Genomic DNA, 17,034 nt, shown 5'->3' with positions numbered 1-17,034 from the left:
GGCGCTGACCCGCACTGCGGCAGTGGGTGGCCGCCCCGGCGTCAGTGTTGCCACTGGTTGAAGGCGTACATCGCACCGGACAGGATCTGTGAGATCGGATCCGCGCCGCCGCCGAAGGTGGCCTGAGTGGCCGGGGCGGTGACAGCCGCGGGGTCGTAACCGTTGACCGGGTCCACCTGCACCGGAGCGGTCAGCGGGTCGTCGTTGCGGGAGTAGCCGGCGTTGACCGAGGGCAGCAGCACCGTGTCGAGCTTGTTCAGCGTCCCCTCGTCGACCCCGAGATATTGGAAGGGCAGCACCAGCGGAAGGTGCCGTTCGGGAATCAGAAAAGTGGTGGTCGTCGCACCGCGGGAGTTGACCGTGCTCCGGATGTTCTGCGGCGGCACCACGCTGGGGTTGGTGAACGCGACCGCCGTGTGCCCGGTCATCAGCCCCACCAGGGTATTGGCCAGCGACATCCAGTTGTCCGGCCGGTCGGGGAAGTCGGCGATCGAGTCGTATGCGGAGATGAACATCCTGGTGTCGTACTGGCTCTCGACCGGTGGCGGCACCGGATAGTCGAGCGCGGGGACGATGCTGCCGACCGGGAACATGGCGGTCAGGAAACTCTCGCCGAACGCGTGCCGAGCAACCGGATCACCAAACGTGTTGAATGTCAAGTGATCTGGCGGCGGAGCGTTGGGATCGGTGGCGAGCCGTGCCTGCACTTCGTCGAGCACCAGCGCACCCTCGGACAACCCGATCACGGTGCCGGGACCGCCTCGACCGATCGCCGCAGTGAGATTGTCCGCGCCGACCAGGACCGATTCGCCGACGCTCGGACCGTCCGCGCCCAACCCGGGCATCATCTCGTCCAGCTTGGCGATGCCGGGGAAGAGGCGTCCCAGGACGTGGCCCTGGACCTGGCCTGCGGGGTAGTCGACGATCTGGCGGCGCCGGGTGGGGAGCCAATCAGCCCCCTCGCGACGGATGTATTCGTCGTACGGGATGCCCAGGACGTGCGCGCCGCCCAGGGCGTACGCCAACTCGTCCGTCGGCGTCGGAACCAGCGGCGTTTCGTCGGCTCTGGCAACCGGTGTGCCGAAAGATGCTGCGGCAGAGTCGATTACCAAAGTCATTGCCAGCGCGACAGCCCCCGCGAGTAGTTTCTTCATCCCTACTCCTCGCCTGCTCGATTCGGTTCGTAGTCTGTCACACGTCACGCGTCCGTGCCGACCCGGCGTGGTCTCGGCCGGGATGGCCACCAGCTGGCCTGCCCGATCAGCGCAGCGACCGCCGGGACCAGCACGGTGCGCACCACGAAGGTGTCGAGCAATATGCCGACACCGATGATGAAGCCGCCCTGCACCACGGTGCTGATGGTGGAGAACAACAGACCGCACATCGAAGCGGCGAAGATCAAGCCTGCCGCGGTGATCACGCCCCCGGTCGAGCCCAGCGCGCGGATCACGCCGTACCGCATGCTGCGTGGCGACTCGTCACGCATGCGCGAGACGAAGAGCATGTTGTAGTCGGCACCCACCGCGACCAACACCACGAAGGCCAATGGTGCCACGCTCCAATGCAATTGCTGGTGCAGCAGGTATTGAAAGACCAACACAGCGATACCCAGCGCAGACAGGTACGAGATCACCACGGTGCCGACCAGGTAGAGCGGAGCGATCACGGCTCGCAGCAATGCCATCAACGTCAGCAGTACGACGATGATGGTCACGGCGATGATGAACCGGATGTCATGGTCGTAGTAGTTGCGCGTATCGCGCAGCGTCACAGGGTATCCCGCCATCGAGACCTTGGCGTCCGCCAGTGCGGTATTCGGCTGGGCGCCCCGGGCGGTGGCGGTGATGGTATCCACCTGATCCATCGCCTCGGCGCTGAACGGATTGAGCTTGGTCTGCACCAGATACCGCACCGTGTGCCCGTCCGGGGACACGAACATCTTGGCGGCCTTCTTGAACTCGTCCAGTTGCAGCAACTGAGCCGGGATGTTGAAGCCGGCCATGGACGGTTGTGCCGCCTCGTCTTTCATCGCCAGCAGAAACGCCGACGCCTCACCCAGCCCCGCGCCCAGTTGTTTGACTTGCTCGACGAGCTGCTCCACCCCGTCAGCCAACTGTCGGCTGCCACCCGCGGAGCGGTCGGCGCCCTGTTGGAGTTTGGTCAGGCCGCCCTGGACTCCACCGGGCTGATCCAGTCCCGCCGCATGCACGGCCTTGTTCAACTGGGTGAGCGTTGCGCGCAACCGCGTTACCGTCGCATCGAGGGTCTGCCGATCCTGGAACGTCTGCATCTGTCGGGCCAGATCGTTGATCCGGTCGATGCTTCCGTCGCCGCTCACCTGCATCATGCGCTCGAACTGGGCACGGGTATTGCTGCAGGACGGGTCCGCGTTGCACACCATGTTGTTCTGCAGGGCGGCTAGTACCGGTCCGATCCAGCCGAACATGTCTCGTACGGCCATGAAGTTCAGCCCCATCGCATTGCCCAGCGCGTTGACGCTGTTGACGAGCTTGGCGGCGGTCTCGACTTCCGCAACCAGCCTGTCGCCCCCGTATTGGCTTCGCATCGAGGCGAACTCGTCGATCAATCCTTGGAAGCTGGACACGATCTGGGTCACCTGGCCGCGGGCGTCGCGGAGGTTGGTCGCCAGCAGATCGGCGCCGTTCACCAGGCGATTCAGGTCGTCGGTGTGGTCGCTGATCAAATCTGAGGCACCGCCCAGCCGAGCCCCGATGGCTCCGGCCTGATACGTGGCCCGCAACTGTTCCGGCACGACCCCGGTGGGCCGGGTGACGCCGCTGACCGCAGCGACATTCGGCAGTTGGCTGACACGCTCGGCCAGCTGTTCCAGGTCGGCCAGCGCGCGCGGCGTGCGCAGGTCATGCGGTGAGGAGATCAGGATGAATTCCGGGATGGACTGGTTGACCGGGAAATGATTCTCCAGGGCGGCATAACCGATCGAACTGGGAGCAGAGGCCGGCACGGCCTTGCGGTCGTCGTAGTTGTAGCGCACCAAACCCGCGCAGCCGGCCAGGATCGCCAGGACCAGCACGCTGGCAACCAGGTGCGACGTCGGGCGCCGCACGATGCGAATGCCCGAACGCCGCCACCACCGGGCGGTGAGCTCACGGCGCGGCTTGACCCAGCCGCGCGGACCGGCGATCACCAGGATCGCGGGCAGCAAGGTCAACGCAGCCAGGAATGCCACACCGATCCCGATCGCCGACGCCACCCCGACGGTCGAGAAGATCCCCATCCGCGAGAAGCTGATCCCGAGAAAGGTGATTCCCACCGTGGCGGCGGATGCCGTGATCACCTTCCCGATCGAGACCAGCGCCTTGCGGACCGCATCGTCGCAGTCCGCGCCGGAGCGCACATAGTCGTGATAACGGCTGATCAAGAACACCGCGTAGTCCGTCCCCGCGCCCGCGATCATCGCGCTGAGGAAGACGATCGACTGATTCGACACCCCCAGACCGGTCAACTGCGAGACACCGGCCACCACGGCTTGGGCGATCACCAGCGAACCCCCGATGGCGATCAACGGCAGCAACATGGTCACCGGATTGCGGTAGACCACCAGCAGGACGAGGAGCACCAGGACGCCGATGGCGATCTCGATCGGCAGCCGGTCGTGCTGACCGGCTGCGGTGAGGTCGGCGACGGTGGCCGCGGGTCCGGTGAGATGCACTTTCAGCGAGGTTCCGGCCGGCGTTTGGGCAACGATGTGCCCGACGGTGTCGGAGACCTTGTTAAAGGCGGCGTAGGACTTGGGAGTGCCCAGTTCGCCTGCCAGGCCCACCGGCAGCACCCAGGATTTGCGGTCCTTGCTGGTCAGGGCGGGACGTAAGGCGGGAGTGCTCACGAAATCCTGCACCATCACGACGTTGCGGGTGTCCTGGCGCAGCGCGTCGACCACCTTGCGGTAAACGGCTTCGTCGGCAGGACCGAGGCCGCGCTCGTTGGTCAGCACCACCAGTAGCAGGTCTTCCGAACCCGATTCGTGGAACGCCTCGGTCATCTGCCGGGCGGCGACGCTTGACGGCGCATCCTCGGGCAGGATCGCGATCGGGTGACGCTCGGCCATCTCGTTGAGGGAAGGCAACGTCAGCGGAAGCGCGACCGCGATCGCGACCCACAGTCCGATCACCACCCAGGGCCACCGCACCACCAGATCTGCTAGCCGTCGCATTTCGTCCTCCTATGCAACGCGTCCCCAGTGTCCGCTGTCGGCGACCTGCGCGCACACGGCTCGCATCGCCTCCATGTAGCGGGCTACGGATTTCTGGGCGACCGGATTGTCCGGGTACATCACCGCCATCGCGGTGCCCTCCCCGTATTTGAAGACGTAGATGGTGAGCTGGTAGGAATACCTGCCGTCGCCGTAGATGCCGATGCTGTCCGCATATCCCATGTCGGCCGCGGCGAGGACGGCGTTGAGCGGCGCGGCGTCGGCGTGCAGGAAATTCGTCACGGGGAAGTTAGGGCGGGGCCAACTCAGCCAAGGGGCCAATTCCAGGGCGCGGTAATAGGGCACCCGTGCCATGTCCAGGCCGGAATCGAAGGATGCTTGTGCTGCCCACGCCGCGTCGCCGAACGATGTCGCCGCGATCGGCACGGTGATGGGCACCAACCCGGTGAACCATCCCTGAGTCATGAAATTGTCCGCACCGGTGCGGGAGTCGCGCGGGGTGAGTCCGTAATAGGTGGCCGCACCGGTGAACTCGTGTTCCACCAGCGCGATGCAGGCGAACAGGCCACCGACGAAGCGGGCGCCGGCGGCGGTGCAGGCCGACTCGAACCGGACCGTCTGCTCGGGGTTCATCAGGATCTCGGTGACCATATCGCTGGTGCACGGCGTCGACGGGTCACCCAGCGGCAGCGGGAAGTCGGGGAGGCTGCCGTTGTTGTTCTCGGCGAAGTCGATCCAGGCCTGGACCTGCGGTGCATCGACGGTCAACGTCGAGGTGTACTCGCGCTCCCGCACGCAGAAGTCGTCGTAGCTGCCGGCCTCGGGCAAGGCGAGGGTCTGCCCGCTTGTCGTCAACGTGGTGTACATGCCGTGCGACTCGAGCATGGTGATCCCGATCAGCGTCGCGTCGCCGTGGACGTGGTCGATGCAGGCGTAGAAGGTGAAGTGGTTTTCGCTCTGCACGATGCCAAACGTGAAGCAACCCCATTCGAACGCATTCGGCGTGGCCACCACGTGGTCGTGAATCTGCGAGACGGTCATCTCGCCGTGGTCCACCGGCATGAATTCGATGTCGGCGGGATCGCTGATGGTGCGCCTGACGATGTCGCCGTCCGAGTGGTATTCGAACCAGCTCCGGTAGGTGTCGTGCCGGCGCAGATAGGCGTTGAGCGCACGGTCCATGACGCTGATGTCGCATTCGCCCGGGACCTCGCACGTGGCGATGATCTGGCGCGAGTAGTCGAGCCCGGCGGCGGGACGTTCATAACACCCACGAAGATGCTGCGCCTGCATGTAACTGACCGGCACCGGGCTGACCGGCGCCTGACGCGCCTTCTCGCGCGCCTCCGCGGTCGGGTGCCAGGTGGTGACTACGCCGGGGCGCACCGCCCAATCGTTGATTGAGCCGATCGTGATCTTCCCGATACGCAATGAATTCTCCTTGGTTGGGACCGCTTAGACAGGCCCGCCGGTAGCGACATCAAGATAACCCTTGGCCGTGCGCCGCCGGCGAAATGCGCGGTCACGCGACCGATCGCGAGTGGCCCGGAGCAGGCTCGCGGGGACGGCTAAAGTGTCAACCGGTATGACGTGGATATGAATCGGCACTGCAGCGGGTGCCAATCGCGTGATGCCGACCCGGTACAGCGTCCTTCGTTGTAATACTTGCCGTTGGGAGTAATCCTGCCGCGCAACCAAGCGGCGGTGATGCACTCGGCTACGAACCGTTCGTGGCTACGAAGCCCGGCGCCGAGAGGCCAGCCCAGGGCGCTCGGAGCGATCGCACTCCAGGCAGAGAGGACACATGCATGGCAACCGTCGAGAACCCGGTCGAGCCTGCCTCGGGTTTCGCGATAGTCGGTTACGCGATTCGCGTTCCCGGCGCTGCCGATGCGGACGAGTTCTGGGACGTGTTGCGACAGGGGCGGGACGCGATCTCCGAGGTGCCGCCGGACCGCTGGAGTGTCGAGGAATTCTTCGATTCCGATCCTGACGCGCCGGGCAAGATGGCGACCCGCCGGGCCGGGTTCATCGACGACGTAGCCGGGTTCGACGCACCGTTCTTCGGGCTGTCCGCCCGCGAAGTCCGGCTGATGGACCCCCAGCACCGACTGCTGCTGGAGACGGCCTGGCGCGCCGTGGAGCATTCGGGCACCGCCCCAATGTCGTTGGCCAACACCAAGACCGGTGTGTTCGTGGGTCTGTCCACCCACGACTACCTGGGGATGGCCTCCGCGGAGTTGGACTACCCGGAGATCGAGGCCTACATGGCCATCGGGACAGCGGGTGCCGCCGGCGCGGGACGGATCAGTTATCGGCTGGGGCTGCAGGGCCCGGCCGTCACCGTGGACACCGCGTGCAGTTCGTCGTTGGTCGCGGTCCACCAGGCTTGCCAGGCGTTGCGGCTGGGGGAGTGCGATCTCGCGCTCGCCGGCGGCGCCAACGTGCTGATCAGTCCGGCGACCATGATCACGTTCTCGCAGGCGCACATGCTGGCTCCGGACGGCCGGTGCAAGACCTTCGACGCGGCCGCCGACGGGTACGTACGCGGCGAAGGCTGCGGTGTCGTCGTGGTGAAACGGTTGGCCGACGCGATCCGCGACGGTGACCGGATCCGCGCGGTGATCCGGGGCAGCGCGGTGAACCAGGACGGCGCCTCGGGTGGGTTGACGGTGCCCAACGGTGTCGCCCAGCAGCGCTGCATCAGCGAGGCGCTGCAGCGCGCCGGGGTGGCACCGCGCGACGTCGGATACCTGGAGGCGCACGGAACCGGGACATCGCTGGGTGACCCGATCGAGGTCCAAGCCGCGGGCGCGGTGTTCGGCGACGGACGCGAGGCCGACCGGCCGCTGCTGATCGGATCGGCGAAGACGAACATCGGTCACCTCGAAGCCGCGGCGGGAGTAGCCGGCCTGGTCAAGGTCATCCTGGCCCTCGAGCACGGGGAACTGCCCAAGCACTGCAACTTCCGGAACCCGTCGCCGCACATCCCGTGGGACCGGCTGGCGGTGCGGGTGGTACGAGAGACCATCCCGTGGGAACGCAACGGTACGTCCCGGATTGCCGGAGTCAGTTCGTTCGGGTTCTCCGGAACCAACGCGCACGTCATCCTCGAGGAGGCCCCGGCCCCGGCTCCGGTTGCGGGGCCCGAGTCGGTCGAGCAGCCCGAACACCGCCGGTTCGACGTGCTTCCGTTGTCGGCACGCAGCCCGGCCGCGCTGATCCAGATCGCCGATCAGTACCGCACCTGGTTGGCCAAGCATCCCGGAGCCGCCCTGTCGGACGTGTGCTTCACCGCCGGGGCGGGACGAACTCATTTCGAACACCGGGCCGCGTTGGTGGTGAATTCGAAGGAGTCGGCCGGAGAGTTGCTTGGTGCCCTCGCCGACGACCGCCCGGCCCCGGGGCTGGTGCGCGGTGTGTGCGCCGACGCACCCAAGACGGCCTGGGTGTTCCCGGGTCAGGGCAGCCAATTCGCGGGGATGGCCCGCGAGTTGTTCGAGACCGAACCGGTGTTCGCCGAGACGATGACCCGGTGCGCGGCCGTGGTCGACGACGTACTCGAAAAGCCGTTGCTGGACGTGATATTCGACGTCGACGACGAATCCACCCTGCGCCAGACCAATTACGCCCAGCCCGCCCTGTTCGCGGTGGAGATGGGCCTGGCCCGGTTGTGGCAGTCGTGGGGTTTCGAACCCGACGTGGTGCTGGGCCACAGCGTCGGCCAGTACTCGGCGGCCTGCGTCGCCGGCGTCTTCAGTCTCGAGGACGGCGCGTTGCTACTTGCCGAACGTGGCCGACTCTTCGGCAGCCTGCCGGCGGGCGGTCGGATGGCGGCGGTCTTCGCCGCGGCCGAACGGGTGGAAAGCCTCACCGACGAGTTCCCCCGTCTGTCCGTGGCGGCCTACAACGGAGCGAATACCGTGCTGTCGGGACCCGCGGAGGATCTCGACCAGGCGGTGGCCAGGTTGACAGCCGACGGCGTGCGGTGCGATTGGCTCGATACCAGCCACGCCTTCCACTCGGCGCTGTTGGACCCGGTCCTCGACGAGTTCGAGGCGTTCGCGGGTCGCTTCGAATACAGTGCGCCGCAACGCATTCTGGTGTGCAACCGGACCGGCGCGGCATTGGGCAGGAGCGTGCGACTCGACGGGGCCTACTGGCGCAGGCACGCCCGTCAGCCCGTCGAATTCGCCAAGAGCGTGAGCACGCTGGCGGACCTGGGCTGCGCCCTGCTGTTGGAGGTGGGCCCGCAGCCGGTGCTCACCGCCGCGGCCCTGCGGGCCTGGCCGGACCCGGCCACCGCGCCACGGGCCATCGCGTCGATGCGGCGCAACGGCAACGACCACCGCCAGCTCGCCGAAGCCCTCGCCACCGCCTACACCGCAGGCCACCTACCCGACTTCGCCGCCCTGGCGCAACGTCCGGCGCGCAAACTGGACCTGCCCACCTACCCGTTCCAGCACCGCGAGTACTGGTTCCGGGACAAAAGGGTGGCCGCCGCCGCGTCGCCGCACCAGGTGGACGCCGCGCGCACCGAGGCCGTCCGGCTTCTCGAGGACGGCAAGATCGAGGAACTCGCCGCCCTGCTGGATGGCGCCGGCGGCAACCAGCAGACCGCCGAAGTGTTGAACAAGCTTGCGGCGCAACATAACCGGCAACGTAGTGCGCAGTCCATCGCCGACGCCCGCTATGAGATCCGGTGGGAGAAGGCCGCGGCCACGCAGACCGGTGAGGACTCGTGCTGGCTCCTGGTCGGTGGCGAACCCGACGTCATCGAACCCCTCGTGGCAGCCCTGACCGGGCGCGGGCACCGCCACCGGATTCTCGCTCTGCCGCTCTCGGACGGTGACGAGCAGGTGGCCGAAGCGGCGTTGCGCGCTGCGGCAGCAGAAGAGCCGTCGCTGCGGATCCTGCATCTGGCCGCGCTCGACTCGGACCGGGTCCCGTCGACCCGGTCGCTGTTGCGGATGCAACATCGAGTGCTCAGCGGAACCCGGCGCCTGTTCCGCGCCGCGGCCGCCGCCGAACTGCGCACCCCGATCTGGTTGTTGACGCAGGGTGCGCAGCGGGTCACCGACGCCGACACCGTGTCGCCGGTGCAGAGCTGTCTGTGGGGTTTCGGTCGGGCCGCCTCCCTGGAACATCCGCAGATCTGGGGCGGACTCGCCGATCTGCCCGACGACGGGGTCGACGACTGGACTCGGCTGGTCGACCACATGGCCGTACCCGGTGCGGAAGACCAGCTGGCGCTGCGGGATCAGGCGATCTATGTGCCGCGGTTGACCCGCCGCGCCGGGTTGCCGGTCGCGACACCGCTCGAATTGCGCGCTGACGCAACGTATCTGGTGACCGGAGGGCTGGGGTCGGTCGGTCTGGAGATCGCCGGGTATCTCGCGGCGCACGGTGCCCGGCAACTGGTGCTGACCAGTCGACGCGCACCCGGCGAGGCGGCGCAGTCACGCATCGAAGCCATGCGCGAACAGTTCGGCTGCGAATCCCGGATCGTCACGGCGGACGTCGGCAATCCGCACGACGTGGCCCGTCTGGTGGCCACGCTACAGGCGGAGCTGCCGCCGCTGGCCGGTATCGTCCATGCCGCCGGCGAGATGGGCACCACCCCGCTGCGCGCCCTGGACGACTCCGAAGTCGACCGGGTGTTCGCCGGAAAGGTCTGGGGCGCTTGGAATTTGAGCGAGGCCACCACTGACCTCCGGTTGGACTTCTTCCTCAGCACCTCCTCGATCGCCTCGGTGTGGGGCAGCTTCGGCCAAACCGCCTACAGCGCGGCCAACGCATTCCTGGACGGCCTGTCCTGGCGGCTGCGTGAGCAGGGTGTGCCCGGGGTCAGTGTCAACTTCGGTCCGTGGATGGCGGGGATGGCCGACGAGGACGCCCGCGCGCGGCTGGATCAGCGCGGAGTCAAGACGTTACAGCCCGCTGACGCGCTGGCCGGGATGGCCGAATTCATGGCCGCCGCGGCGGCGCAGGGCGTGGTCGCGCGCATCGACTGGGCGCGCTTCCTGCCGCTCTACCAGCAGGCCGGCAAACGGGCATTCCTGGCCGAGGTGGAACGTGAGGTGCCCGATCAGGTATCGGCACCGACCTCCTCGGGAACCACCCGCCTGGTCGAACAACTCACCGTGGCCCCGGTGCAGCAGCGGAAGAGAATCGTCCTGCAGCATCTGCGCGACACCGTCGCAGAGGTGACCCACACCGACGGTGCCGAAATCCGTGAGGACGCCGGTCTTTTCGATCTCGGCATGGATTCGTTGATGGCCGTCGAGCTGCGGCGCAAGCTCGAGCAGGCCGTCGGTAAAGAGCTGCCGGCGACCTTGGCGATGGACTATCCCCGGATCACCGACGTCGCCGATTATCTGCTCGACCAGGTCCTGGGTCTCAGTGCACCGGCCTCCGCGCCGTCCGGATCCGCGGCCCCGGCGGCCTCGTCGGCTCCGGCGGCGAATGCGTCGGACGAGCCGATCGCCGTTGTCGCGGTGGCGTGCCGTTTCCCCGGTGCGCCCGACCCCGATGCCTACTGGGACCTGCTGTCCGGCGGTGTCGACGCGATCCGCGAGATCCCCGACGACCGCTTCGACATCGACGAGTACTACGACCCGGATCAGGAGACCCCGGGCAAGATCTACACCCGCTCGGGCGGATATCTCGACGCGATCGACGGATTCGACCCGGAATTCTTCGGCATCTCCCCGCGTGAGGCGGTGTGGATGGATCCGCAGCAGCGGCTGATGCTGGAAATCGCCTGGGAAGGCCTGGAACGGGCCGGGTATTCGCCGGCGACGTTGCGCGGCAGCCGGAGCGGCATCTTCGTCGGGGTCGCGGCCAACGAATACTCGCATCTGCTTTCCAGCGACACGGTCGAGACGATCGAGGCCCACTTCATCACCGGCAACGCGCTCAACGCGATCGCGGGTCGGGTCGCTTTCGCGCTCGGCCTGGAAGGACCCGCGGTCGCCGTGGACACCGCGTGCAGTTCGTCGCTGGTGGCCGTGCATCAGGCTTGCCAGGCTCTGCATTCCGGTGACTGCGATCTGGCGCTGGCCGGCGGGGTCAATGTCTTGCTGAGTCCGGCGTCCATCGTGGCCGCATCGCGGGCCAGGATGCTTTCCCCGGACGGCCGGTGCAAGACCTTCGATGCCGCGGCCGACGGCTATGTGCGCAGCGAAGGCTGCGGCATCCTGGTGCTCAAGCGGCTCAGTGACGCGGTGCGGGACGGCGATCGGATCGCCGCGGTCATCCGCGGTACCGCGGTCAACCAGGACGGCGCGTCCAGCGGCTTGACGGTGCCCAACGGCGGTGCGCAGCAACGGCTTATCACCGCCGCGCTGGCGCGTGCCGGTCTCGGTGGCGGTGACGTCGACTACCTGGAGGCGCACGGAACGGGGACCGCGCTGGGCGACCCGATCGAGGTGCAGGCCGCCGCGGCCGTCTACGGGGCGGGCCGGGATCCGAACCGCCCGCTGCTGATGGGGTCGGCGAAGACCAACATCGGGCACCTCGAATCGGCCGCCGGGGTCGCGGGGCTGGTCAAGGTCGTGTTGTCGCTGCAGCACGAAACCCTGCCGCAGAACCTGCATTTCCAGAATCCGTCGCCGCACATTCCGTGGGACAGCCTGCCGGTGCGCGTGGTCGACGAGGCGTTGCCGTGGCAGGCCAACGGCCGGCCGCGCCGGGCCGGAGTCAGTTCGTTCGGCTTCACCGGCACCAACGCCCACGTGCTGATCGAGGAGGCGCCGGCACCGGAACAGCGCCCCGATGACGTTGTCGCCGAACCGGATCCGGCGGTCGAGCCGGAACCGGTCAACGTGTTGCCGTTGTCCGCGCGGTCACCGCAGGCGCTGATCGAATTGGCGCAGCGGTACGAGTCCTGGCTGGCTGCCCACCCAGACGTCGACATCAACGACGTGTGCTTCACCGCCGGGGTCGGCCGTTCGCACTTCGAACACCGGGCGGCACTGGTCTTGGATAAAGACGCCTCGGTTCAGGGTGCCCGTGAGTCCTTGCTGGACCTGGCGGACAACCGGTTGCGTCCGGGGGTGGTGCGCGGCGAGTGCACCGACCCTCCGACGACGGCGTGGCTGTTCACCGGCCAGGGCAGCCAGTATCCGGGGATGGCGCGCGAGTTGTTCGACGCCGAACCCGTTTTCGCCGAGACCCTGACCCGTTGCGCGGAAGCGGTCGACGGGATGCTGCCGCGTCCGCTGCTGCAGGTGCTGTTCGCCACCGATCGGGAAACCGGCGGAGAAGCCGGGAAAACCTTGCGGCACACCTCTTTTGCGCAGCCCGCGCTGTTCGCCGTCGAGATGGGACTGGCGCGGCTGTGGCAGTCGTGGGGTGTCGAGCCCGACGTGGTGCTCGGGCACAGTGTCGGCCAGTACGCGGCGGCCTGCGTAGCCGACGTCTTCAGCATCGAAGACGGCATCCGGTTGATGGCCGAGCGTGGCCGCCTGTTCGGCAGTCTGCCCGAGGGCGGCCGGATGGTGGCGGTATTCACCGAGGCCGAACACGTCGAGGAGGTCGCCGACAGGTACCCACGGGTTTCGGTGGGTGCCTACAACGGCCCCAACACCGTGCTGTCGGGTCCCGGTGAGGATCTGGAACAGGTCGTCGCCGCATTCAGTGCCGAAGGAATTCGCTGCACCTGGTTGGAGACCAGCCACGCTTTCCATTCGGAGTTGCTCGAGCCGGTTCTGGGCGAATTCGAGTCCTACGCTGCCGGTCTGACGTTCGCCGTGCCGACCCGGCCGCTGGTCTGCAATCGGACCGGTGCGGTCCTGACCGCGGAAACCCCGCTCAATGCCCAGTATTGGCGACGTCATTCCCGTCAGCCCGTGCAGTTTGCCGAAAGTGTGCGCACCGCGGCCGGGCTGGGTTGCTCGGTGTTGATGGAGATCGGCCCGCAGCCGGTGTTGACCGCGGCCGCGCTGCAGGTCTGGCCGGAGTCGTCGGCGACCCCCCGGGCCATCGTGTCGCTGCGCAAAGGCGCCGACGCGCGACGTCAGATGGCCGAGGCGCTGGCCGCGGCCTACGTCTCCGGCCATCGGCCGAATTTCGCTGCGCTGCAACATGTACCGCGGCGCCGACTCGAACTGCCCACCTATGCCTTCCAGCGTCGTAGGTTCTGGCCCAGAACCTCGGCAATCGCGGGCACCGACGTCGGGGGTACCGCTGCCTCCGGAATCGCCGGCAGCGCCAAAGATCTCGCGTCCGGTGACGTCATCTACACCAGTCGGCTGTCGGTCAAGTCGCAGCCGTGGCTGTCCGATCACGTCATCTACGGCACCGTCGTCGTTCCCGGCGCCACCTACGCGGCGATGGCACTGGCCGCGGTCGGGCCCCCGGCGCGGGTACAGGATGTCTTCTTCTACGAGCCGATAATACTGCCCGACAAGCACTCTCGCGAAGTGCAGCTGACGTTGCATCCGCTGGAGGACGGCGGTGGCTACACCTTCAAGGTGCACAGCCGCCCGTATGGAGTGCGCGAAGCCGAATGGTCGTTGAACGCCGACGGAACGGTGGTCACCGGTGTCGAGGAGGAGCCCGCAACCGATCCCGCGGACACGGTGGACGTGGCCATCGAGCGGTTGAGCCGTACCCGTCCGCAACAACTGTTCGACACCTTCGCCGACATGGAACTGGCCTGGGGGCCCACCTGGTCCACCTCCCTGAAATCGCTGTGGGTCGGCGACGGCGAGGCGATCGGCGACGTCGTCGTCGGTGAGGAACTGGCCGAACAGCTCGGCAGTGAACCGATCCACCCGGTGCTGCTGGACCTGTGCACCGGTGTCGCCTTTCCCGCCTTCCCCGCACTGATGGCAGCGACCCTGGATGCGCAGGCTCTGCCGGATCTGTTTCTCCCGTTGCGCTACGGGCGGGTGGTGCTGCGGGAACGCATGCCGCGACGGTTCTATTGCCGCGCCACTTGGCAGGCCGGGGGAACGGACAGCGAGACACAGGTATTCGATCTCGACTTCCTGGACCGAGATGGACGTCACCTCGGCGGAATCCGCGAATTCACCGTCAAACGCGCCCCGCGGGAAGCGTTGCTGCGTGGCCTCGGCGGCGACGCCGCACGGCTGCTGTACACCGTCGGCTGGCACGAAGTACCGCCTCCGGCCGACGACGCGACCGATGCCGACAACGCCACCTTGCTGGTGGCCGGTTTCGACAAGCTCGCCGCCGCCCTGCCGGGCTGCCTGGTGTCCGACCGGAGTACCGATCCCGAGCATTGGCAGCGGCTGTTCGCAGCGGCCGAGGAAAGCGGCGCGCCGATCTCGGGAATCGTCTGGCGCAGCGACACGCAACCGGACGTGGCGGAGTCCAGCGCCGAGTTCGCCGCGCGGTTGGAGGACGAGATCGCCGCGCTGCTCGCCGCGGTGCACACGCCGTTGACGAACGAGTCGGTCAAACTCCAACGCGGACTGTGGATCGTCACCGAACGAGGCGTGGCAACCGAGCCCGGCGAGCCGGTCGACCCGGTCCAGGCGGCGCTGTGGGGGCTGGGCCGCACCATCATCGCCGAGCAGCCCATCCTGCGTTGCCGACTCGTCGACCACGACGGGTCCGAGGATGCCGTGCGTCTGCTCACCCGCCTGCTCGCCAACCCCGGTGAAGAACCCGAACTCGCACTGCGACAAGGGAAGTACCTGGTGGCACGGTTGATGCCGTGGGCACGCAGCGGCCACTTGGCGCTGCCGCGTTCGGATGACTACGTCCTTGCGCCGACCGAACGGGGTGCCATCGACAACCTCCGGCTCACCGAGGCGCAGATGTCGCCGCCCAAGGCACACGAAGTCCAGATCCGGGTGGAGGCAGCCGGTCTGAACTTCCGCGACGTGCTCAACGTGCTGGGCCTCTACCCGGGTGACCCGGGACCGATCGGCGGCGACGTGTCCGGGATCGTCGCCGAATTGGGTTCCGACGTCACCGGTTTGGAAGTCGGGCAACGCGTGATGGGCTTCATGCCGGGTGCGTTCGCCAGCCGGGTCAACGTGCCGGCCCAGTTGCTGGCGCCGGTGCCCAAAGGGATGAGCGCGGTGGACGCGGCGACCATTCCCGCCGCGGCGCTCACCGCACGGCTCGCGTTCGACTGGGCCAAGCTGCGGGCCGGCGACCGGGTGCTGATCCACGCCGCCAGCGGCGGTGTCGGGCTGGCCGCGGTGCAAATGGCCAGGCAGTGCGGTGCCGTCGTCTTCGCCACTGCCAGCAACTACAAGCGCGCGACGCTGCGCCGAATGGGTGTGGAACACGTCTACGATTCGCGCAGCACGGATTTCGCGGATCAGATCCTCGCCGACACCCAGGGCGCGGGCGTCGACGTGGTGCTCAACAGCCTCACCAACGAGGGCTTCGTCGCCGCTACCGTGCGGGCGACCGCTCAGGGCGGCCGGTTCGCCGAGATCGCCAAGCGCGACATCTGGACGCCGGAGCAGATGGCGGCGGAGCGTCCCGACATCGAGTACGAGATCGTGGCGCTGGACGGGACCATCGTTGCCGACCCGGCGCACATCCAGCGTCTGCTTTGCGAGGTCTCGGACGGATTGGGCAATGGCGAGTGGGCACCGGTGCCGGCCGAGATCTATCCGCTGACCGAGGCCAAGGCCGCCTTCCGCCGCATGCAGCAGGCGCGCCATATCGGCAAGATCGTGGTGCAGATGCCCAATTCGCTTGCTCCGCGCGGTGATCGGAGTTACCTGATCACCGGGGGCTTGGGTGCGCTCGGCCTGCACACGGCCGCGTACCTGGCGCAACTCGGGGCCGGTGACATCGTGTTGACCAGCCGACGCGCACCCGATGCGGACGCAGCCCGGACGATCGCCGACATCGCCGAGCGGTTCCACTGCCGGATCCACACCTTCGCCACCGATGTGGGTGACGAGTCTCAGGTGGCCGCGCTGCTGGAGCAGATCCGCGCCGAGTTGCCGCCGCTGGCGGGGGTGGCGCACCTGGCGGGCGTGCTCGACGACGCGCTGCTGCCGCAGCAGACCATGGAGCGTTTCCGCACCACGTTGGCGCCCAAGGCTTTCGGCGCGCACTACCTGCACCGGATGACCGAGAACGACGATCTCGACTTCTTCATCGTGTACTCGTCGGCGTCCAGCGTGCTGGGTTCACCGGGTCAGGCCAACTACGCCACAGCTAACGCATTGCTCGACGGCCTTGTCGCGCAACGCAAATCGCAGGGGCTGCCCGCGACCGGTGTCAACTTCGGCCCGTGGGCCAAGGGCGGCATGGCCGCATCGCAGGCCGCGCGGGCCAATCTCGGTGCCCAGGGCATGATCGCGCTGGACCCCACCGCCGCGCTGAACGCGCTGAGTGAGGTCATCGGTCACGGGATCGGGCAGGCCACGGTGATCAAGGCGAACTGGCAGCGGGCGGCCAAGATGCTCGGTGGTGCGCGCCCGCCGCTGCTCGACCATGTCCTGCCCAGTGCTGTCGCGGCCACCCCCGGCGACAGCGAGCTGCTGCGGCAGTTGCAGGACATACCCGAGGCGCAGCGGGCCGACTTCCTCACCGAATATCTGCAACGGGAAGTGCAGGGCTTCCTTCGGCTCGCCCAACCCCCGTCCGCGAACAGCCGGTTTTTGGACCTGGGCACGGACTCGCTGATGGCCGTCGAACTGCGCAACCGGTTGTACAGCCAGTTCGGCGGCGCGTTCACCATCAGCGCCACAGCGGTATTCGACTATCCGACGATCAGGGCGCTGGCCGAATACCTGGCCGAGCAGCTGCCGGAGTTCCTCGCTGCATCCGGTGCCGCCGAGTCTGCTGCCGCACCGGAGGTGGAAGCCGCGCCCGCGACGGAGCCGCAGTGAGCCGCA

The 17,034-nt window shown here is 67.6% G+C and carries 4 protein-coding genes; 1 reads left to right on the top strand and 3 read right to left on the bottom strand.

Annotation, left to right across the window (positions count from 1 at the left end; all coding sequences use genetic code 11):
- Positions 1–41 precede the first annotated feature (41 nt).
- The 3 genes from pe to AC5Y46_RS15930 are packed head-to-tail and all read right to left on the bottom strand — an operon-like array spanning position 42 to position 5,623.
- Entirely contained in the window at positions 42–1,154 is a 1,113-nt protein-coding gene (pe, locus tag AC5Y46_RS15940; protein WP_499945171.1) for an acyltransferase PE, read from the bottom strand.
- A 44-nt stretch (positions 1,155–1,198) separates the two neighbouring features.
- Entirely contained in the window at positions 1,199–4,192 is a 2,994-nt protein-coding gene (locus AC5Y46_RS15935) for an MMPL/RND family transporter (RefSeq protein WP_499992107.1), read from the bottom strand.
- Positions 4,193–4,201: 9 nt separating this feature from the next.
- Positions 4,202–5,623 (bottom strand): condensation domain-containing protein, encoded by a 1,422-nt coding sequence (locus tag AC5Y46_RS15930; RefSeq protein ID WP_499992106.1) that lies wholly within the window; start codon positions 5,621–5,623, stop codon positions 4,202–4,204.
- Between the two features lie 377 nt (positions 5,624–6,000).
- Between AC5Y46_RS15930 and AC5Y46_RS15925 the strand changes: the two genes are divergently transcribed.
- The gene (locus AC5Y46_RS15925; RefSeq protein WP_499992105.1) at positions 6,001–17,028 is read left to right on the top strand and encodes a type I polyketide synthase; all 11,028 of its coding nucleotides are present in this window, start codon (positions 6,001–6,003) and stop codon (positions 17,026–17,028) included.
- Positions 17,029–17,034: the final 6 nt, after the last annotated feature.

It is taken from the genome of Mycobacterium sp. NGS59 (genome assembly GCF_059812345.1).
The sequence above is the reverse complement of the archived record's forward strand: the minus strand, read 5'-3'. Positions and strand labels throughout refer to the sequence as shown.